Source organism: Natronomonas pharaonis DSM 2160 (genome assembly GCF_000026045.1).
In the GTDB taxonomy this organism is placed as follows: domain Archaea; phylum Halobacteriota; class Halobacteria; order Halobacteriales; family Haloarculaceae; genus Natronomonas; species Natronomonas pharaonis.
Window position 1 is genome coordinate 1886091 of record NC_007426.1, and the last position, 19908, is coordinate 1905998.

At 54.7% G+C, this 19908-nt stretch carries 12 protein-coding genes and 1 tRNA gene; 5 read left to right on the top strand and 8 right to left on the bottom strand.

The window, feature by feature from the left end:
* Positions 1–3 precede the first annotated feature (3 nt).
* The gene (locus tag NP_RS09600; protein ID WP_011323650.1) at positions 4–1044 is read right to left on the bottom strand and encodes a PDDEXK family nuclease; all 1041 of its coding nucleotides are present in this window, start codon (positions 1042–1044) and stop codon (positions 4–6) included.
* A 94-nt stretch (positions 1045–1138) separates the two neighbouring features.
* Between NP_RS09600 and NP_RS14445 the strand changes: the two genes are divergently transcribed.
* Positions 1139–7138 (top strand): sacsin N-terminal ATP-binding-like domain-containing protein, encoded by a 6000-nt coding sequence (locus tag NP_RS14445; RefSeq protein WP_011323651.1) that lies wholly within the window; start codon positions 1139–1141, stop codon positions 7136–7138.
* A 147-nt stretch (positions 7139–7285) separates the two neighbouring features.
* On the opposite strand, the gene NP_RS09610 is transcribed toward NP_RS14445, so the two are convergent.
* The 4 genes from NP_RS09610 to NP_RS09625 all read right to left on the bottom strand — a co-directional run bounded on the left by NP_RS09610 (position 7286) and on the right by NP_RS09625 (position 11635).
* Positions 7286–9316, bottom strand: a complete 2031-nt coding sequence (locus NP_RS09610; protein ID WP_011323652.1) for a minichromosome maintenance protein MCM — start codon at positions 9314–9316, stop codon at positions 7286–7288.
* 215 nt (positions 9317–9531) lie between these two features.
* Positions 9532–10059: a hypothetical protein gene (locus NP_RS09615; protein ID WP_011323653.1), complete on the bottom strand. Its 528-nt coding sequence runs from the start codon at positions 10057–10059 to the stop codon at positions 9532–9534.
* On the bottom strand, positions 10056–10958 hold the full coding sequence (locus NP_RS14180) for a tyrosine-type recombinase/integrase (RefSeq protein ID WP_011323654.1): 903 nt from the start codon (positions 10956–10958) through the stop codon (positions 10056–10058). Before NP_RS14180 ends, NP_RS09615 begins: the two co-directional genes overlap by 4 nt.
* A complete protein-coding gene (locus NP_RS09625) occupies positions 10955–11635 on the bottom strand; it encodes a tyrosine-type recombinase/integrase (protein ID WP_011323655.1) in 681 nt (226 codons plus the stop codon). The genes NP_RS14180 and NP_RS09625 overlap by 4 nt, the downstream gene beginning before the upstream one ends.
* An 864-nt stretch (positions 11636–12499) precedes the next feature.
* On the opposite strand from NP_RS09625, the gene NP_RS14185 reads away from it, so the two are divergent.
* Positions 12500–12856 carry a hypothetical protein gene (locus tag NP_RS14185; RefSeq protein WP_011323656.1) on the top strand — a complete coding sequence of 119 codons (357 nt, stop codon included), beginning with the start codon at positions 12500–12502 and terminating at the stop codon, positions 12854–12856.
* Between the two features lie 828 nt (positions 12857–13684).
* Here NP_RS14185 and NP_RS09635 read toward each other — a convergent pair.
* Entirely contained in the window at positions 13685–14977 is a 1293-nt protein-coding gene (locus NP_RS09635) for a tyrosine-type recombinase/integrase (protein ID WP_011323658.1), read from the bottom strand.
* A gap of 255 nt (positions 14978–15232) precedes the next feature.
* Between NP_RS09635 and NP_RS09640 the strand changes: the two genes are divergently transcribed.
* On the top strand, positions 15233–15526 hold the full coding sequence (locus NP_RS09640; RefSeq protein ID WP_011323659.1) for a hypothetical protein: 294 nt from the start codon (positions 15233–15235) through the stop codon (positions 15524–15526).
* 24 nt (positions 15527–15550) lie between these two features.
* Here the strand turns inward: NP_RS09640 and NP_RS09645 are convergent, their stop codons facing one another.
* Entirely contained in the window at positions 15551–16240 is a 690-nt protein-coding gene (locus NP_RS09645) for a hypothetical protein (protein WP_011323660.1), read from the bottom strand.
* Positions 16241–16393: 153 nt separating this feature from the next.
* Here NP_RS09645 and NP_RS09650 point away from each other — a divergent pair, with 153 nt between their 5' ends.
* Entirely contained in the window at positions 16394–18244 is a 1851-nt protein-coding gene (locus NP_RS09650; protein ID WP_049939639.1) for an SLC13 family permease, read from the top strand.
* 94 nt (positions 18245–18338) lie between these two features.
* Positions 18339–18474 (top strand) — tRNA-Pro (locus tag NP_RS09655).
* 89 nt (positions 18475–18563) lie between these two features.
* On the opposite strand, the gene NP_RS09660 is transcribed toward NP_RS09655, so the two are convergent.
* Positions 18564–19868: an RNA-guided endonuclease TnpB family protein gene (locus NP_RS09660; RefSeq protein WP_011323662.1), complete on the bottom strand. Its 1305-nt coding sequence runs from the start codon at positions 19866–19868 to the stop codon at positions 18564–18566.
* Positions 19869–19908: the final 40 nt, after the last annotated feature.

The window sequence follows — 19908 nt, forward strand, 5'->3', positions numbered from 1 at the left end:
CCGTTATTCGTCCTTGGCGAGGTATTCGTCGACTTTCTCGGCGAGTTGTTCGGCGTCGATATCCCTATCTCCACCAAGGGTAACGAGGATACCTGACCGACCGCCTCTAAGATCATCGGCATAGGCACGGACATCGTCCTTCGCCACGCCGACTGAATCTGCTAACTCTTCTACGTCGATGTCGTCAGCAGGTATATCGTAAATTTCGACTTTGAAGACCTCCGTTCGAGTTCGGGCGATAACGCGATTCTTCCGATTTTGTTTAAACGACACGTATTGCTTTTGGCCCCAGTGAGGCCCATCTAATGATTCAACGTTGCCAAGTGCCTCTACAACCTCTCTCAGGCGGTCTGCTGTATTGTCGTTTAGCTTTTTGTCCAGATGCCAGCTCTTCCCGTCCACTTTCCACGGTTCCTTGGAGGTCTGTGGACTGATCTCTGAGACAGTATCCTCGGGAATAGGAATCGTCTGCTCAGTATCGAGATAGAGCTGGTTACCATCCTGGAGCATGTCTACTTCCAACACCGATATTTCTACATCTCTCTCGCTGAGCCACCTCACGACCAGATCTAATCGCTCACGAATTGACTCACCGACGAGCAAGATCCGCTGATTCTGGTTCAGTTCGTACTCGTCGTTGCAAAAGCTCTCCAACTTTTCGTTGAAGTCGACTTCTCCGTTGTACAGTTTCTGTCCCCATTTTGAGTCAGTGAACTTGTCAAACTGGGCACTGAGATGATCCCAATCCCAATACGAGGTATAGGCCGCATATTTCAGTGACTGAAAATCGACATTTCCTCTCAACGACCCCGTCTTTAGTTCGATGACTACGACGTTACCATCCCTGTCGATTCCGAGAAGGTCTATTGCGTCACCAATATACTGGACCTTGACTTCTCTACCAATGATTAAGATATCCTCGCCAAGAATTGAATGTGGATTATCGAGGATCCACTCCCGAAGATCTTCCTCTTTGTACCCCTGATCCGATAGTGATGTCGGCTCTAATGAAGTTGTTTTCTCGTCTTCACTAATCCTAAGCATACTTGAAAAGTAGTATCGACTATGCAATAGTTGCAACGACGTCGACTATGCCGGACAACTTTGATAAGAGTCCTCTTTGTTGCTTCCTGTATTAATGTCGGTCTTATCCGAACAGGAACTTCGAAGCAGATGGCGGGAGCGGTGGGGAAACTTCCTGTCTCACGTTCAAGAAGCTAGCACACCAGAAGCTGCTCGGAACGCACTCCGGGACAAGGTTATCATCGGCAACGCCGAACGGAAAATCGCTGGAGGCCACGAAGGCAGAGAGATTCTAGAACTACTCCAGAACGCTCGAGACGCGATCCGACAAGGGGATGCAGAACAGGGTCGTGTCTACGTCGGCGTTTACGACGAGGGAGTGTTAGTCGCCAATACTGGGAGCCGATTCGACCTCTTCGACGAACAGGTCGAAGACGCAGTAACGATGATCGGCGAGACTGGAAAGGGAGACGACGACCAGTCCATCGGTCACAAGGGCGTCGGGTTGAAGTCGATCCTGGCGACCGGGGATTCCTTCGAAATATTCACTCGCCCGGATGAATCCGCCGATGACATCCTTGCTGTCCGGTTGAGCCGGGCATACCTAGTCGCTGCGATTCTGAATCGACTGGGACAGGACGGGAACGTATCTACCCTCACGGATGATCTTGACGACGCTGCTCTCCATGACCTCCTCGAAGATGGAACTCCTAACGAGACTGTCTCACTCCCGGAGGATCTTCGCGACTCAATCTCGAAGCTCCCGCTGTTCAATTTCCCAGTTCCGTTGGCTATGGACGAGTCAGAAGTGGCGACTGATCCGATTCGATCCCGTGCTCGCGACCTTCTCACTGACTCGCCAGCGACCGGCGGGGAGAACCAGTTCCGTACCGCCGTATTCATTCGCTACGAAGATGACGACTGGCGTTCTCAGCTCGCAGATATCGGTATCTCTGTCCCAGAAGAAGAAAATACTGGCTCGATCGAAGATCGGCCTCAACGGATTTGGGACTATCTTTCGGCGACAGCGAGTGAAGACGGCCTCCAGCCGGAAACACTCGTTCAGCTCGGCGGCATCGAGGAATTCATACTCGAGCGGGCGACTGACGGCGGACGCAAAACCGTAAACAAGGAGCGGTGGGAGATCGTTCGCGATCCGAGTCCACACGTCGTGACGTCGGATCTCTCGCACCAAGAAGTTCGCGTGCGGATCCACGCTGATGACGATGAATCACTCCACCGATTCGATCAATTCCAGTTCGAAACCCCTCGCCAGCATCATACCGCAGTACTCGTGAACAAGGCAGCCGACGGCGAGAGAGTCCCAACCGCTTCGTACCCACTCTATCTGTTCTATCCTATAGAGGGTACCAGTACAGCTGGGCTTCCGTTTTGTTTCCATGGCCGATTCCGGGTCGAAACGAACCGCAAGGACCTCAGTTCGAATAACCTCGCGACGAACCGGAGCGTGCTTGAAGAGGGACTGGATCTCATCGAGTTGATTGGCCAAGAAGTCGCTATCGCGGCAACCGACACTGATTCGCCGACGTACAGCACCCACCTCCCATGGTGTCTTCTACCTCCTGTTCCAGATGCTGATGGGCTATCGGAGCCGACGTCGAACGACGAACTGCTCAACTGGTTCCGTCTCGAGGTCTTCGAACGCCTCGGTGCGACCGACTGTCTTCCGAGTGTTGACGGCCCGCGCCAACCGGAGGCAACGCTACTTCACTGGGATGAAACTGTTCTCGAGGGACAACTCGCCTATCGGACTCTCGTCGATCATCTCGGTAGAACAACCGAAACTGCGACCGACTCGACACCACTGTTGACTCAGGAGGCACTGGATGCCCTTCTTGGAGTACCTGCAGCCTGGCGCGAGCGTCTTCAGAAGCTTCTGGCGGTCGAAGACGAGCAGGCCGCATCGAGAGCCCTCCTCGAAGAATGGGTAGCCCAGCTCGATGCAACGCTTGCGATGGACGACGACGATTCCCCCGCCCATATCGTCCCAGCAACGGCTGCCAGAACGCTCCTCCAGGGGACCGTAACGCTGCTAACGGCTGCCACCGAGGGTGACGAATCACTCGACGAGGCGCTTACCGACCTTGCTGATCGCTTCGACGGGATCTACCTCTTGCCATGTCGGATCCGCGATGTTGATCCAGAGGAAGAACTCGCGCTCGTCACGATCGAACGCCGGCAGACGCCGACCGGAGGACAGCGAACACAGCGCCGGATCCGGTCAGTGATCTGGGATATCGAATCGGCTACCCGCGATATTGAACGCCCACCGACCCCACCGCAGTCCTCCAACATGACCGTCTACTTCCTTGACGAGGCGGTCCAGGAAGACGCTGCCGTCCATCACGTGTTGAACACGGCTGGGCGGGTTTGGGGCCTTCGTGCCTACGAGGGAATTCCGAGTTTCGTCCGTTCGCTACTGGATACGTTCGCTGATGGACGCCACGACGTGGTCGAACCGATCGACTTTGCGTTTTTGACGGCTCTCGTCGACCGCATCGGCGACGAATCGGACGACTTGCAGACGGGAGAGGGCGAGTTCTTCCCGTTAGGGTATCTCAAAACCGCGGTCACACAACAAGAAGGCGACCAGCGGGCTAATCTGCGTCGTCGTGTGCAGCTTCGGACCTGTGATCTTCAGCTCCATCGAACGGAAGCGCAACCAATTTCGGATACCGTTCTACCTGACGAATGGCAATCCGTTCGCGAGCGTGCCCTTGCCTCTGAAGACGAGCGACAAGAACAGGACAGCGAAATCACAGAGGATTGGACTGGCGTGACGCCAGGGGAGTACCCTGCACCAGCCTGGCCGACGCCTGACACCGACACTTGGTCAGTATATCGCGAGCAAATCAAGCGTGACGTTACGGATGTCGACTTCGTCCGGGCGTTATCACTCCTCGGCGCGGGTTCGTTGCCGGGTGTCAACGTTCTCTGGATGTATGGCGACGATCACCCGTCGATGCGGCGCGACCACCACTGGGATCCGATGGAATGGACAGAGGACGACTTCACGGGTACGACTCCCGATACCGTGCGAGAGTTGCAGTCGACCCTGTCGGACGTTCCGGACTACCGCTCGCTTATTACCGGGCTGGAGTATCACCCGCGCTTCAGTGCGGATCACTCCTCGAAATGTAACGTCAAAACGGATGGCGACCTCAACCAAGTGAACTTGGCGTCGTGGGTCTGGATCGACGACACCGAGCGGCTCGTCGAACACGATCATGCTGTCCGGGAAGTCCTTCGTCGGCACGGGGAGTCACTTGTCTCGACGCTGCTCCAGACCGGCTGGTCGTGTAATAATGGTCACAAGCGACGATCGTGGACAGAGCCAGTTCCGAGCCTGTTGAACTGGCAGCTTCGCGACCTCGAGATCTGGGAGCCCGTCGTTGAGGTAGATGAGGAACTCGAAGAACAGTGGACCGACTACGCGGCTCAGCTTCGGTTTGCCGTTCGAAAAGAGAGTAGCCGCGGGGCACAGGCTGCTCGGATGTTCCCACACGTCGACGATGAGACTGGGTTTTCTGAGGAGGTTCTTGCCACGCTTGGGGTTCGTCCTATCGGTGATCTCGGTCCAACCGGTGCGACGAAACGATTGCAGCAGCTCCAGGCAGTTCTAACCGATGGGCCCTTACCGGAAGACGGACCGGCTAGCCTCTGGATTCCCGGTGAGCGCATCAACGACTGGAACCAGGCGTATACCCAGCTCCTGCAACCGCTGGTACGGCAGTTCCCGGACGATCCAGCGAAGCAACGAGATGAGTTGAACTGGGGATCGCTGACACATCTTCCACTGCGAGACGGTGACCAGTGGCTGACTGCGCCGGTCGAGTGGATACAGGCCAATTCGGATCAGATCCGTTACTATCAGGACCAGTCCCCGAAGCCGTGGGAACTGCAGACCGCTGAAGAAAACGACTACTACATCCTTCCTCGACCACGGAGTGGACCCTTCGTGCAGCTAGCGACTGCGCTTGGAGTTGACCAACTACAGGCGTCAAAGCTTGTGCTCGATCTGGAAAACGACGATTTGGACGTCGTGACCGACCAGTATAGCGATCGCATCGCCGAGTTCCAGCGGGCACTGACGGAACGACAGGATCTTTTCGTCGCCTCGACTGAGCGGTCCGACGAGGAAGAGATTGTAGACACAGCTGAAAATCTCTCGACTGCTGCAGCGAACATTGCTGTCGTCGAATCGTTCCCTGACGACGTCCTTCGACAGCTTTCGGATCCCGCATCCGCCCTCTATGAGACCGACGATGGCGAGGAAGCCTTACTCCTGAACGCCGCCGAAGCCGGTGATTCACTCTCGTTGCAAGGCCTTTCTATGGGGATTGCTCTGCTTGTCGAACGCCCGACGAAGGTCGCCACTTTTCGGGAGGCACTACGGAGCGATGTCGAAGTCGACGAACTCGAATCACGCTGGAAGAAGCGAACGTTCCCGATCGACACAGTCAAGCGAGTGCTCGGATCGAATGCACTCCAGTCGATCGAACGAGACGTCACAGCCGTCAACGACCTACTGGATCGGCTCGACCGGTCCCCAATCGATGCTGACCCACTTCTCGATGCACTCGAGGATGCGGACCCTGAAACGATAGACCTCGTCCGCGAGTGGTGTGCCACGGGCGAACGACCGGATGTTGGAACGGATGCCGATCTGGATCTGACTGATCTTGATCCAGCTATCGAAGAGTGGATCACTGAGTTCCATGCAGCGCTTCCAGACGAGCTGGAGTTCGTCGCTGCTGGCATCTTCTCCGAGACGGTTACTCACTGGATTCGCGAACTTGAAGGACAGGATGTCGATGAGATGACGGCAGTCATCGTCATTGATTGGCTCGACGAGCAGCGTGCTGCGCTCGAACGCCCACCGTTCGATAACGCTGCCAGGCAAGCCTACGTACGTCTCGAGACTGTCGCCGAACTCTGGGAGCAGACGGATCCTGCAGAACTCACTGAACTCGACACGTGGAGCGATCGACTTCGAGAACTTCATTCGTCTGCAGTCCCCGACTGGTCGGATCCAATTCCCGAGTCGTATGCGGAGGCACTCGATTGTCCTGCACTCGTGGCGCACGTCAGCATCAACGACCGTGTTCACGTCCTCGTCGAGACTATCTGTGAGGAGATCGACGCCGAGCTCCCGGACGTCGAATTTGACTGGCATGGTCTGGTCACCACCTACGTTGAAGAAGGGACGATTCCCGAGCCAGAGACCGATCGAGGAGCCAAAGATCACCAGGAGCGAGCGTTCGCCGACCTGGCGACAGCGATCGACACCAATGGCGAGTTGGCAGGCGGTAGCTCGGATGGCCCACTTATGCCAGAAACCGTCGACATCTCTGACGGTAGCGGATCTCTCTCCGTCTCGGAAGGTGGCGGAAGCGGCGGCGGGAGCACGCAATACCGCGGACGCGGGCAGCAGGCAGAAGCATATGTTATGGCCGGTGTCCTCGACCGGATTGCCACGTGGCTCGATGAACATCCTGCTGGCGATATTCGCCAGTTCCGCTCTCGGTTCAAGCGATTACACTCTGATCAGCAGGAACAGTCGTACAAGTGGCACGTCGAAAATGTCTGGTCATCGGATCTCCTCCCGCTATTGCGAGACTCAGACGCACTTAACAGCGTTACCGTGAGCGACTGGCGAACAGAAGTTGATGCGGAGTCGTTCGCCGAGTTCCCGCTCGTTCGGCTCGTAAACGTCACGATGGAACGGGGACCAGGGTTCGATGTCATCGATCCACTTGGGCCGCTTTCTGACGACGAAGAGACCGATGACTTCGGGCTCCAGTTCGTTCCCGTCGAGGTCAAAGCCGTAAATGGGACGACACCGCCGTTCAATTTCCGGCTCACAACAAACGAGTATCGTCAAGCCAAGGCATTCGTTCGAGACGGGAATATTCCGTATGTCATCCGCCTCGTCTCTGTTCCCGAGGCTGGAACACCCGATTGGCCGTCACAAACAGAAATTGCAGCTGAACAGATTCTGAGCACTGAAGCGGAACTCGAAGCGGTCGTAGAGTCCCAACGGTTCGAGGAAGTGGTGAAGGGCGGATACATGAACATGAAGATTGAGGAGTGAAGACTCGAAATCAAAAAAGATGCTCAGTGAAGTATGGACAAAGCATATTGAGTTGATTAAGAGGTGAAAGAAACTCTTCTAAATCAAGTTAGGTGGTGGAAATATGAATAATATTTGAAATTCAGCCGACGCCATCCGCACTCGGCGTTACGTAGGCCGTACCTCGCCATCGAGTTCGTACACTTGACCACGATTTTTCAGAGACTGAACGTCGTTTCTGACTCGCTTTTCTGTTTCGTCTATGATCTCCGCGACCTCCTCTACCGTGGTTCCTTGCTTGTCTTCGATAATCGCAAGAACTCGCTTCCGGCGTGTCCGTTGGCTCTTCGACTGGCTCGTCTCAACAACATCCGCATCAAATTCTCCTGTTTCAGGGTCGATACCGACCTGTTCCATCGACTTTCTCACGAGGCCTAACGCCCGATCGACATCGCCTTTGGTAACTTCATCATCGAGACGAACTCGTGCGGAAGCCTCAGCAAGCCGCTCGATCGCTTCCTCCTGCCGAAACGTTACTGGAACAGGACTGCTCTCATCGTCCTCGTTCGCGAGTCGCAACTTTAGAAATTCCTGCTGGAGGTAGTCCCGCGCTTCACTATTTCCCTGAGGCAGATACGGTGTAACTTCATTTTTCGCGTACGCAATGTACGCTCGAAGAATCCTTTTCGGGATTGCCGGTTCAATACTCCGTTGTTCTTTTTCCGTGAGTTCTTCCCCAAGTTCCTGCTTTGCTGCCGCTCGTCGCGAGCGGATCATATGTTCGACCACTTCTCGATCACTGTCTACATCGGGCGAGTCGGAGACCATGAACATCAGATCGAACCGGCTCATTAGCGTTGGACCTAGGTCGATCTGTTGAGCACGTGGTTGATACGGATCGAACCGACCCTCAGATGGATTCCCTGCGGCAAGCAGAGCAGTTCGAGAATTCAGGGTAGCATTGATTCCGGCTTTGTTCACCCGAACTCTTTGGCTCTCAAGCGCATCGTGCATCGACGAGACGGCCTTCTTCGGGACTTTGTCAATCTCATCGAGACAGGCGATCCCACCATCTGCGAGGACGAGCGCTCCAGCCTCAAGTCCCCATTCTGATTCGCCGAAGTCGTCGGCTACCGCAGCAGCCGTAATTCCAGCTGCTGTGGCTCCCTTGCCGGAGGCATACGTAGAACGGGGGGCGAGATCGTCTACCGCCTGGAGGAAAGTCGACTTACCGCAGCCAGGATCTCCTAACAAGAGAATATGGGAGTCTCCACGTACCCGGCCACCGCGTGACCATCCACCGAACATTTGCAGGGCAATCGCGAGTTTGATATCTTCGTCTCCTTTGTGTTCCGGGTTAATCGAGTCGATGAGCAGTTCATACGGGTCTCCTTCTTCGCCGGAAGCGATGGCGGTAATCTCATCGCGATAGGTCTTGACGTCGATATCCTCGTAGTCGCTTTCTTCACGAATGACGGCTTGGGCATCTACCGTAGTATCGAACGCCCGAGACTGATTTCGATCCGGAGTTTCGATATCAAGCATTCCAGTAAGCGTGATCCGATCGCCGGCTTCGAATTCCCGGATCAGATCGTCTTCGAGATGAACGTCGATCGTTTCACCTTCGCCCCCTTTCGTTCGCTCTGGCGGTTGCTGGATCCGCGCATACTGGTGGTCAACCCAGTCGCTCGATTTCTCAGCCAAGACGAACGGCCCCTGCCGTTCACAACCTGAACACTCGTGAGGTTCCTGTAGCTGTTCACCCGTTTGCGGAATTTCGGTTCGGGTAGAGCAGCGCTGGCATTCGAAGACGGCAGTCTGGATTCGTGGCTTAACCGCACTGACTTTCTGTACCTGACCGCGGATATCGAGGAGCGTTCCGATATTGCTGTGTCGCGAGACTTGCTCAACATCGAGGGTCGTCGGCAAATTGTAGATGCGAACGTGTGCACCCCCTATATCAACGTCGACAGGAAGATCATAGTGAGAAAGCGCCTCCTCGAAGGCCTCTAACATCCGTTCTGGTTGCTCACGCAGGTCATCCGCAAGATCTGGATCAAATCGATATACGTCATCGAAGTCTACGTATAGCGACTTCTGATCCCGCGGGAACCGCATCGCAAGCTGTCCGATTTCATCCGGGTAGTAATCCCGGAAGAACTGTACCAGTTCCTCGATGGTTTCTTGCATGATGGACATCAGCTTGATTTGTGGATACTCCACAACACTCTTCCCGGCGTGTGAATTCCGAGACGGAGCGAGCGGAGCGAGCTGTCTTTGACATACTAACGACTAACCGACACTTCTTTCAGGTCCCTTCTATCCCGCATATACTGCAGATAGAGGGGATTACTGGTATCGAAGTAATGGAGGAGGGGGCTTCCCCTTTGACAGTTGTTGTGGAGCCGCCACAGTCACCGGCCTCCGTGTTCCTGGGTGAGTTTTGTAGGAAGTTCGCCGACCTCAAGATTCAGCTTCAGACGGCTATCTCCACCAGAACCGCTCTCGTACCAGAGTATTTCTTTATCACCGACGAGACGCTCTGCACGGTCCATATCAGTGTAAATCGTCGTCCGATCGACATCTGGATACTGAAGGGCACGTTCGGCTTCCTCGCGGTTGATCGATACCTTCGCTGCTCGCCCGCGCTCGCGCTCACGCATCGCCGCTCGTCGCAGATGTTGAATCAACGCGACTGACCGCTGCTTCCCGCTCATCTCGTCGCTATTCTCTACGAGACGAAGAAGATCGGTTCGCGAATCGATATGGTCAACCGCATCGTGAAGGTCGTCTTGATCTTCCTGAAGCCGACGTTGTTCGGTTCGTACCTCCTGCAGTTCATCCTGCAGATCTTCAATCGCATCCCATGCGTTGTCGTGCCCTTGTTGAAGAGCATTCAGCTGTCCTTCGAGTTCGTCGAGCCTTTTGGAGTCGTTGCTCATTGTTCAAGCCTCGCTTTGTAGTAGCGCTCAGCGATTTCGTGGTATCCTTCGTCTTTCAGTACCGAAGGATCGATACCGTACGTTGTCCCGTGTACGTGCCCCTCATGCCGCTCTCCGACTTTCTTTAGGATACCCCGATCGATGAGATCGTTCGCTCGTTTTCGTCCTGCAGTAACGCTGAAGCCCACAAGATCTCCGACGTCGGATTTTATCACCGGCTCATTTTCGGCGATGGCAGCCAAAATAGTCGCATCAGATACTACTTCAGGCCAGTCAACGGGCTCATCCGCTGCTTCGAAGAACTCGCGAGTGGATATATGATGGAATAAGCCCATCAGTTTTGCAATCTCCTCCGAGGAGAAGCCCATCCGAACGAGATTGGTACCGTAGGTCGCTCGAACGTCTCGTGATGTGACATCACGACCGATATCAGCCCGATCCGCTAACTTTGATAGTCGTCTTTCCAGACTATTCACACTGATCGGCGTCGAATCGTATCTCGCAAACCACCAGTAGAGGGTTCTTGCCGTCGTCTCATCTGGTATAGGTATACTTCGAACACGACAATCACTGTCGGGTTGGCCAGGATGCCAAACTTCGTAGCCAAGATCGTTACAATATCCACAGCGACCCGTTCGTTGATGAATCTCCAGGTTCGTCCCGAGCTTGATCCCCCGACAGTCTGCTTCTGTGGGGATCCGAATTATTGGGGTATCACCTTGGTAGGCCTCAACTGACTCAGGAAGCGGCTCGAGCCAGTTATCGTGCATATGCGTGAACTCAGTCGCAGTCAAGCCTGTATGAAGCAACACCATCAGCAATCGGTCAACGAAGTCGCCTTGATCAGCTGCTTGCCGGAATGCAGCCGTTTGCTCCCGCGTGAGTGGATCGCCGTTCATAGATTATCCATGTCGTATTTTTCTTCGACCAGGTCACGAGATGCCTGGGCAGTATACGTGATGTACTTCCGAGGCATCTGGATCGATCCATGACCAAGACGGTCCATTATCTGAACCGCTGTCCAGTCCATTCGTGCCAGCATCGTTCCGTGCGTATGACGGAGATCGTGTGCTGTCACTTTCCGATTGAGGCCGGCTTCCTCAGCAAGTTGCTTGAGGTGATAATTCACTGATCGATGAGAAAGTGGTAAGTAGTCGTATCCTTCTTTCCACCACTTGAGGAGGTCGATTAGGTCTTCCTGCTCGCTATTGATCGGGATTGTCCTATCGGAGGATCGCGTCTTGCACGTCCACCGATTATCTTCGCGGTGGGGCCTATTTCGACATTTTGAGCAGGGTTTGCCCCTGTCGCTCAGGTCGAACTGATTCTGATTCCCGAAACCGGCTTCACCAGCACCGCCGACACATTCCTCTCGCCGCGGAATGTCGATCCGGTAGTTTCCATTCTTTTCGAGTACCCACCACGGGCGCATGTGGTTGAACTCGCCATTGCGCATTCCAGTGTGTAGGAGTAGACGGCCCGTTAGCGTCCGAATCGGATTATCTGCGTCTTTCGCCGCTTCTTCGAAGACCTGAATCTGGTCAAGCTTGAGTGGTTTGAATCCTCTTCCCGTCATTATCCACTCACATCCGTTCTGGCACGGTTACTGATCTCGCTGGCTTCTGGGCCGGTCTCTATGTCGTTTTCTTGACCGAGGGCCGACTTCGTTCGATGTTCGTCTGCCGGGTTTGACCTGATTTTAGTCATTTTTCTTTTATTGTATCTTATCTGTTTTTTCTGCCCTTCCGTTGCTGAAATCCATCCAGAGTCTTTCGCCGGATCCGTTCTCGTACACAAGACTTCTCCGGCTGAAATGCCTGATTTTGGACGCTTCAAGTCAGGGGAGGTGGCTTATTGTAGAAGGAGTGCAAATCGTCTACAATTCCCCTTTTATATATGAATCCGTTGCTGTCCCTCGATATTTGGTTGAATAATGGGTTGGATATAATTGAGATCTCCATGAACGGGGGGACTTGCCGAATAGAGAAATAAATATAATTATTTTTATAAATTCTACGAATGTAGTGATTAACGATATTTCTGTCTCTGGTTTTGCTTTTGATCACCCCCTCAGTACCTATATCTGTCATAATAACTATATTCCTTCTACGTCCCGCAGTTGAGCAAGCTCTTTTTCAATCTGATCTTTCCCGACTTTTTCTCCTCCGTATTTGACTAAAGCAGCCAAACACAACCCCCGGATAAACCGATCGTTACTGTGTTTTATAATGTATACCAGCTGATCAGAGTTCTTCTCGACGTACGTCTCTGGATCAATCTCATTTTCGTTCATCTTCTTCTGCCTACTCCCGTTTTGTACACGCAGAAACTTATAGTTTACTTCGTATTGTATAGAGCTTCCAAACGTTCTACAGATAGTCTAAAGTCGCTATTAGGATTCAAGAGAAACTCGTATTAGTCCGACCCTCATAGGGAAACTATGAGAAAACAAGGCGACTGGATGGCTAATTGGGATGATCGATTTCTCGAGTTTGCTTACGATCACGGCGGGGCAACTCCCAAACGAATTGCCGATAATGAGCATGTTCATGTCTCACGACAATACGTTGCAAAACGGCTCCGTGAATTATCGGATCACGGGTTATTAAACAAAATCGGCAGAGGATCATATACGATTACTAAGAAGGGTAAATACTATTTAGCGGGCGCATACGATGCAGAAAAGGACGAATTTCTAGAGTATGAGTTGAGGAATTATGAGTGGTTGATTCTTGAATCCGAAGACAAAATCGAGGACTTTCGATCTTGGTTCAATGATCGTTCCAGTGCCCCATAATGTACCATCCTTCGTCTTTCACTAGTCCTACTTCCACGGTTGGGTCCGGACGAGTATCACGATGTTTTCAGAGTGGATGCAGCCTGTCTATTTTGATTGATGAGTCGTGACATTCCGCCAAGTGAGTACGCTTTACCGTGGAGCCAATCTGGAACCCATTCCCGCTGAAATGGCACAGACGCAACAGAGATACGACCCTGTAACACGCGAAAACGACCGCACGACGGCTATTTGCTGAATCGCGGAAGTAGGATTAGGAGGTACCAGGCGGCGGCAGCTTATCGAGCCACTTTTTGAGAAGGAGATAAGTCTACACACTCCTCTCGACGTGTTGCAAAATGGAAGAATAATGGAGAGATTCGATGGTGATCACTCACCAGACTGCGTGCTCTCGCGTGCCCCTGCTCACGAATGAATTACCCTTCTTCAGAGCGGCGAAAAAATTGATCATCGTGAATCTACTCCGTAGACTGCAGCTTTGTCTCTACCTCTCCAATTTTGTCTGTGATATCAGCCGTCGTGAATACAAGGTAGACGAATCTCGTAACTCGAGATGCCAGTACTGAAGCAGAGGTTCACGTATTTGGACTTTTTTTCGATGTCGCAAACCGCGGCATCCGGGCTGTAACGCCCAAATCGGCTTCCGCCGCGTATGAAAATCAGGTACCACGTGCTTGATAGCACGGAATACAACTCAGTTTCTTGCATCCCATGCTTATACTTCCCATTCTCCTTGGATAGTAGCGTCTCCGTCGAACCAATAGAGCTACTGAAAAATCTATAACCCTGTGTGGATTTCAACAAGACTCGGGTGATTTTGGTTCAGTATTATTCAACCGCTTCGGTGAAGCTTGCTGCAGTATCAATCAATTCTGCATCGCCGCCAAGTGCCTCAATGAGTGGTTCCATCTCTTCGAGTGTTTCGAGGAGCTCGGGGTTGTCTTGGGCGATTCTGAGCAGCTTTCGTCGCTGTTCATCCTCTTGTTCTTCCAGTTCCTGGACTGCTTCAGGCTCCATTGCCTGATGGCACCAGACGCAGAAGGGCTCATCCCGGGGCGTCTCCTTGTCACATCGAGGACAAGTCAGGGGAGTCCTGTCCTTCGTCTTCTCAGTCTCAACCTCAAGTCCTTGGAGTTCAGCATACTGTTTGTTCTCGTTTTCGGGGCCGAACTCAGCCAGGTACCGACGCGCGTGATCGGACGTCTTGGTACGTCCCTGACGGGCGTTGATCAGCGACTCGTTAGCCCCCTGTTTGGCCAGCCAATAGGTGTTCGACTTTCTGAAATTGGTCGGCGTCACGGGTTTGTCGATCCCCGCCCGCTCGGCTGCCTTCTTGAATCGTTCGAGGAAAGTCTGGTATGAGGCGTTGTCGTAGGGATCGTCCAGATTACACCAGAGGTAGGCTTCGTCATCATCTGGCGCAGGATGATCGGCGAGCCACTGTTGGAGATACGGGCCGCAGTTGATCAGGGTGACCGAGTGTTCGCCCTGCTTCCCGTCAAGAACGATTTGTAGACCGTTATCCGCATCCTGCACTTGGCCCATTCGAACTTCGTGCATCTCCTCACCACGTGGCCCGAGTTCGTATGAGACAGTGATGAGAGCCGCATCTCGTTTATTATTCGTTCCTTCGTCCGCCATATTCTTCGCCTCTTCCCACTCCAGCATATCTGACCGACGTGGGGTCGGATCATGGCTATTACTCGTCCCTGTTGGTATCCACGCCAGTGGCTCGGGAACTTCGTCGCGCTTCAGCGTCCGTTTACCGAAGATTCGGATTGCGACGCGGTAGTCGTGGTTCGTCTCCTCGGCGTAGTCCTCGGTACTTCGCTCCGTGTTGATCCAGCGGACGATGTCTTCTGCAGTGTCCCGATCTTCGAGGGATTCAGCGAGTCCACCGACCTGTTCGGCCATGATGACGCAGTGCCGTAGCAGCTTCTCGTGGCGGTAGTCGCTATACTCGGAGCTGAGGAGGTCTAACTGCTTACTGAACTCAAGGAGTGCCTCTGCGTCCTCATCGCTGATTTGAGGATAGTCGTCCGTTTCTGGAGTCTCCTCGGAGAGCCCAGACCGGAGTTTGATTCTCTCTTGGAGGTTCTCGATTCGACTTCTGGTACCCATCTGTGATTTATATATTTTATACGCAGGGATTTAGGGTTTAGCCTTAAAGCCCGGCCTAGGCTTTCCAATTCGCTCGGCTTTCGGAATACACTCGAATAGTTGCTTTTCTCCAGTATCGCCAGTACTACCGCAATGCGCGGATGAGAAACAAAGCTACGCAAAACGCACCGAATCGTCAGTTTACGCCACTGCGGTAGAGCCGTCCAATACCAACCCACACCAACGCTTAACACCCCGCTGGCAGAACTCGGAGACATGGCCTCGGTTCCGTTCGTGATGCGACGGATGCTCAAAACCTGCCGGTCGGAGGAGCGGCTCCCGTCCGACGAGGAGTTCAAGGCGAACAAGCCGGCGTACAAGGCAGCGCTGAAAGCGGCCCGGGACCTCGCCGGTGAGGAGCCATTGGACGACATCGGCGAATGGGCAGTCGAGTGGACCAAAGAGACGGGAGAACTACCAACACCGGAGCGGTTCCGGAAACAGACCCGGCAGTTTCTGACCCAGCGCGGTATTGAAATCCCGGAAGACTCTGTGCTCGCTACGCCCTGACCGACGCCCCGGTTTGCGTGCTGGTCATTTGTCGTCGCCGTCAATCATCTCGCTGATATCCTCGCCTTTGCTCTCGCCGGGGAGAATGTCCGCCAACACAGCGCCGAGTGCGGCGGCGGCCCATATCACCGTGACACGTCCGAATTGCTCGATTGTCGCCGGGTCCTCCTCGTGGAGCCGACCCCACATGAACATGGACCCCACTGCGACGATAAGAGAGATAGCGAGTACGCCCACAAGTCGCCGGGGGATGAACCCGAATATCGGCTTCGTAATCGTGATTTCACGGACATCGATGGCGTACAGGAGCCCCGTTACCAGAACGCCAATAAATAACACGTTCAGAACGAGGAATATCGGAACCTGGGCGATAGTGTGCTCGGCGAACCACTCCGCGATCTCGAAGACGCCATCTTCGACGAGCAGCGGCAGCGAGAAGACGACGCCACCGACAAACGACTCACCCATGTCCCGGGTGGTGTACTTGTTAATATGGTCGCTCCCGGGAACGCGTTTCAACATTTTCCGGGCGCGTCTGACCTCCTCGCGTTCCGCGTCGCTCGTGACTGTTTCTTCAATCAGCTGTAGCTGTTTGTACACGTCGTCAATATCGTACTCTGCCGTCGACCCGTCCAGACCGTTCGGCAGGGACTCCTGTGATTCTGGTTGGCCATCCACAGGGGGGTCCGTTGTGTTATCTTCGTCACGTGACATCTATACCACGGCCTGCGGGCGCGAGTATAAAAACAGGTGTGTTTCAATGCACGTTGTGCAAACTGAAATTGAATGGGGTTCTCACGAACTACCCACCATATCTTACAGAAGTGATAGGTAAGATATATTACGACACAACGAATGCACGTTGGCATGGTCGTTTTGGGGCTCTCAGACGGGACGTTTGTCGTCTTTGCGTTGATTGCCGTCGCGCTCGTGTTGTTCGTGACCGAGGTGATTCCCAACGACATGACAGCGGTCGGGATAATTGTCTCGCTTGCGCTGTTGGAGCCCCTGACTGGCGTCACGCCACGCAATGCGATCTCAGGGTTTGCTAACACCGCGACGATTACCATCGTGGCGATGTACATGCTGAGCGCGGCCATCCAAGGAACAGGCATCGTTCAGCGGCTTGGTGTCTATCTCGCCGACTTCACACAGGGAAACGAAAAGCGCGCACTCGCCGCTACCGTCGTCACGACCGGCCCTATCGCCGGGTTTATCAATAACACGCCGGTCGTCGCGGTGTTCATCCCGATGATCTCGGATTTGGCTAAAAAGAGCGGGATGTCTCCCTCAAAGCTACTGCTGCCGCTGTCCTATGCGGCCATTCTCGGCGGGACGCTCACGCTAATCGGTACCTCAACGAACCTGTTGGCGAGCGAGTTCGCAAGCACGCTCATCGAGGATCGCGGTCCGATTGGGATGTTCGAGTTCACCGCGCTTGGACTGGTGATTCTGGTGATTGGTATTATATACCTTATGACAATTGGCTGGCGACTGACACCCGCACGGATCCCAGCTGAGGCCGATCTCGTTGAGAAGTTCGATCTTGAAGACCACCTCACGAAGCTCCAAGTCAGACCCGGCTCCGCACCCGAGGGGCTGACCATCTCCGAGCTCGAAGAACGGACAGAGGCAACCGTCAGAGTACTTCAAATACGTCGCGAGGACGGTACTGTGTACGTCGCAACGGACACCGACCAGCGGATCCAGGACGGGGACGTGTTGACAGTCCATGGAAGTCTGCAGGCGGTCAATCAGTTCCGCGAGAACCAAGGGCTGCGACAACTCGTCCACGAGGATGTGACTGAAGAAACATTTACCCAGGCCGAAACCGATGGCGTGCTGGAAAAAGCAGTCGTGCCTGAAGCGTCACAGTTCGTCGGGGAGACACTAGCCGAAGCACGGCTCAAGGAGTTTCACCGGACGACGGTGCTTGCCATCCGGCGAGAGGGCGAGCTGATTCGGAGTGGACTAAACGAAATCCGACTCAAGCCAGGGGACCTGTTGCTCGTCCAAACAACGCCCAACTCGACCCAGTACTTCATCGAGTCCGGTGATTTGGTCGTCATTGACGAGGATGCCTTCGACCGGATGGCCGAAGCGGACATCGACGACATCGCGCCACTGTCACCGAAGACCCCCATCGCTGTCGCAATCATGATAGGGGTCGTCGCCACGGCGGCATTGGGGGTTACGCCGATCGTCATCGCCGCGCTTGGGGGTGTCTTCATGATGGTGCTTACCGGCTGTCTCTCGACGGCCGACGCCTACGACGCAGTCTCGTGGAACATCATTTTCCTGCTTGCAGGTGTGATACCGTTGGGTATTGCGCTCGATGAAACCGGCGGGTCGGAGGTCATCGCCGAGGTCCTCGTCGCCAGCGATGCGTTCTTGCCGCTTCTCGGGGTCCTGCTGCTGTTTTATCTCGTCACGGGACTGCTCGCGAACGTCATCACGCCGGTCGCGACAGTAGTGCTGATGATTCCAGTAGCAGTCGAAGCGGCGGCCGAGCTCGGGGCCAACGAGTTCTCATTCCTGCTGGCGGTGATGTTCGCCTCCGCGACCTCCTTTATGACGCCCGTGGGGTATCAGACGAACCTGATGGTTTACGGGCCTGGCGGCTACGAGTTTACCGACTTTCTGAAAGTTGGTGGACCGCTACAGTTCCTACTCGCCGTCGTCACGACGTTCGGCATCTTCCAAATTTGGGGGTTGTAGCCCACTGCAGCGTTCAGGTTACCTAGGCTGCCACTCTCGGCTGCCGGGAGCCGGCCATCACTTTTTCGAGTGGGTCACGTGAACACGCAGCAACGGGCACGTAGTTCAGTCCGGCAGAGCGCTCGGGCAGGCCGGCCCGCAAGGGTGTGAGTCCGCGCGGCACGCCCCGCGGCCTTTGGGCAGCGGGCCGACCTCTTGGGAGGCCCTGGGTTCAAATCCCAGCGTGCCCATCCCCAGTCAGTTGGCAGTTCACGTCCGGCAGGATTCAAACAGTAGTAAACAACCTCGGGCACGGTGGCCCGAGGCTTTTGTAGTTCCCTCAGCCGTGCGCTAGCACTCCCTGCTCGGCAAGCGAGCGGGATGAGGTTGGGCGGCTTACACGCCCCGACCCGGACAGACGCACCAACCGAACCTGTGGCTGGGTTTTGTGAGTCCGGTAATTCGTTGTGTTCCCATCGAGTTTCGCCTTCTCACGCCATGCGATGGTCACCGACGCATTGCGGTCAGCGTGGTCTTGCACCACGTCACACTCGTCGTTCGTACATCGGAACCGCCGTCCCTGCCGATACCCACGCTCACCGCAGCACGAACACGTCTGGGAGTTGTAGTAGGCATCTACTGTGTCCGTCGGAATCTCTCGCCACGTCGCCTTGTACGAGACGAATGTCTCGAACTTGTGGAACGGCAGTTTGTGCAACCGGCGGTTCATATACGTCCCGTACTTGATTTCGTCACGGATACCGCTCATATCCTCGAACACGATAACCGGGTTCGAGAATTGCTCTGCGAACTCCACGACAGCGCGGGAAAGACGATGCAACACCCACTCGGTGAATCGCTCTTCTTCGTCACCGAGTCTGTGGTGGATGCTCGTTTTGCCGTGTTCCTGACAGCGTTTCGTAATCGTGTGGTAGCGTTGGCGTTCCTGTTTGACTCGTCCGTAATCGAGGACGAGCGTCCCCTTCGTCCGCATCGTTTCGCGGTCGAGGGCAGTGAGTGCGACGTTTCGCTCGTTGATGTCCACGCCGACCAGCGTATCGGCGGTGTCGGGTTCGGGCACGTCGAACTCGCGTGTGACCGTGACGTGTAGGTAGTACACGCCATCGCGGTACAGGAGTTCGGCCTGCCCAACATCCAGCTCGTCCGACGTGAGGGCATCTCGAAGTTCTTCCATCACGTCCGGCTCGCCGCGCAGATGACCCTTCACCTTCTTATAGGGTTTCGGGCTGATGCGGAACTGGATGCGGTTCGTGTCGTCGTCAACGGTGAGGCGGTAGCCTTCCGTGTGCGCCATCACAAGCGGGTATGCACCAGATTTGTCCGTACTCGGTGGCGTCGGCTCCCCGCCGTCAGGGTCGTCTTGGTTCTCCCACCACTCCTTGAGCGACTGGTAGGAGTCCCACGTTTGGAGGGCTTTACCGACGACCGCGCACTTGTTGTTCCGCAAGAAGTCGTCGCGGTCAACCTCCTTCTGTATCTCGGTGCGCGTGTATCCCCGTTGTGTGAGGCGGATAGTGTCGTTGAAAATCTCGCGTGATGCGAGGCGGGCGTCGTGAAGCCACGACCGTTCGCCAGACGCTATGTGAAGGCGCGTCTGAATCGTCTTCGTGGCTTCTTCACCCATGCTTTTTGACAATCGTTCCAGACTATCATAAATGTAAGGA

Excerpts from the sequence above, each read along its gene's own strand:
- NP_RS09600 (WP_011323650.1), bottom strand. The coding sequence starts at position 1,044 with ATGCTTAGGATTAGTGAAGACGAGAAAACAACTTCATTAGAGCCGACA.
- NP_RS14445 (WP_011323651.1), top strand. The coding sequence starts at position 1,139 with ATGTCGGTCTTATCCGAACAGGAACTTCGAAGCAGATGGCGGGAGCGG.
- NP_RS09610 (WP_011323652.1), bottom strand. The coding sequence starts at position 9,316 with ATGTCCATCATGCAAGAAACCATCGAGGAACTGGTACAGTTCTTCCGG.
- NP_RS09615 (WP_011323653.1), bottom strand. The coding sequence starts at position 10,059 with ATGAGCAACGACTCCAAAAGGCTCGACGAACTCGAAGGACAGCTGAAT.
- NP_RS14180 (WP_011323654.1), bottom strand. The coding sequence starts at position 10,958 with ATGAACGGCGATCCACTCACGCGGGAGCAAACGGCTGCATTCCGGCAA.
- NP_RS09625 (WP_011323655.1), bottom strand. The coding sequence starts at position 11,635 with ATGACGGGAAGAGGATTCAAACCACTCAAGCTTGACCAGATTCAGGTC.
- NP_RS14185 (WP_011323656.1), top strand. The coding sequence starts at position 12,500 with ATGAGAAAACAAGGCGACTGGATGGCTAATTGGGATGATCGATTTCTC.
- NP_RS09635 (WP_011323658.1), bottom strand. The coding sequence starts at position 14,977 with ATGGGTACCAGAAGTCGAATCGAGAACCTCCAAGAGAGAATCAAACTC.
- NP_RS09640 (WP_011323659.1), top strand. The coding sequence starts at position 15,233 with ATGGCCTCGGTTCCGTTCGTGATGCGACGGATGCTCAAAACCTGCCGG.
- NP_RS09645 (WP_011323660.1), bottom strand. The coding sequence starts at position 16,240 with ATGTCACGTGACGAAGATAACACAACGGACCCCCCTGTGGATGGCCAA.
- NP_RS09650 (WP_049939639.1), top strand. The coding sequence starts at position 16,394 with ATGGTCGTTTTGGGGCTCTCAGACGGGACGTTTGTCGTCTTTGCGTTG.
- NP_RS09660 (WP_011323662.1), bottom strand. The coding sequence starts at position 19,868 with ATGGGTGAAGAAGCCACGAAGACGATTCAGACGCGCCTTCACATAGCG.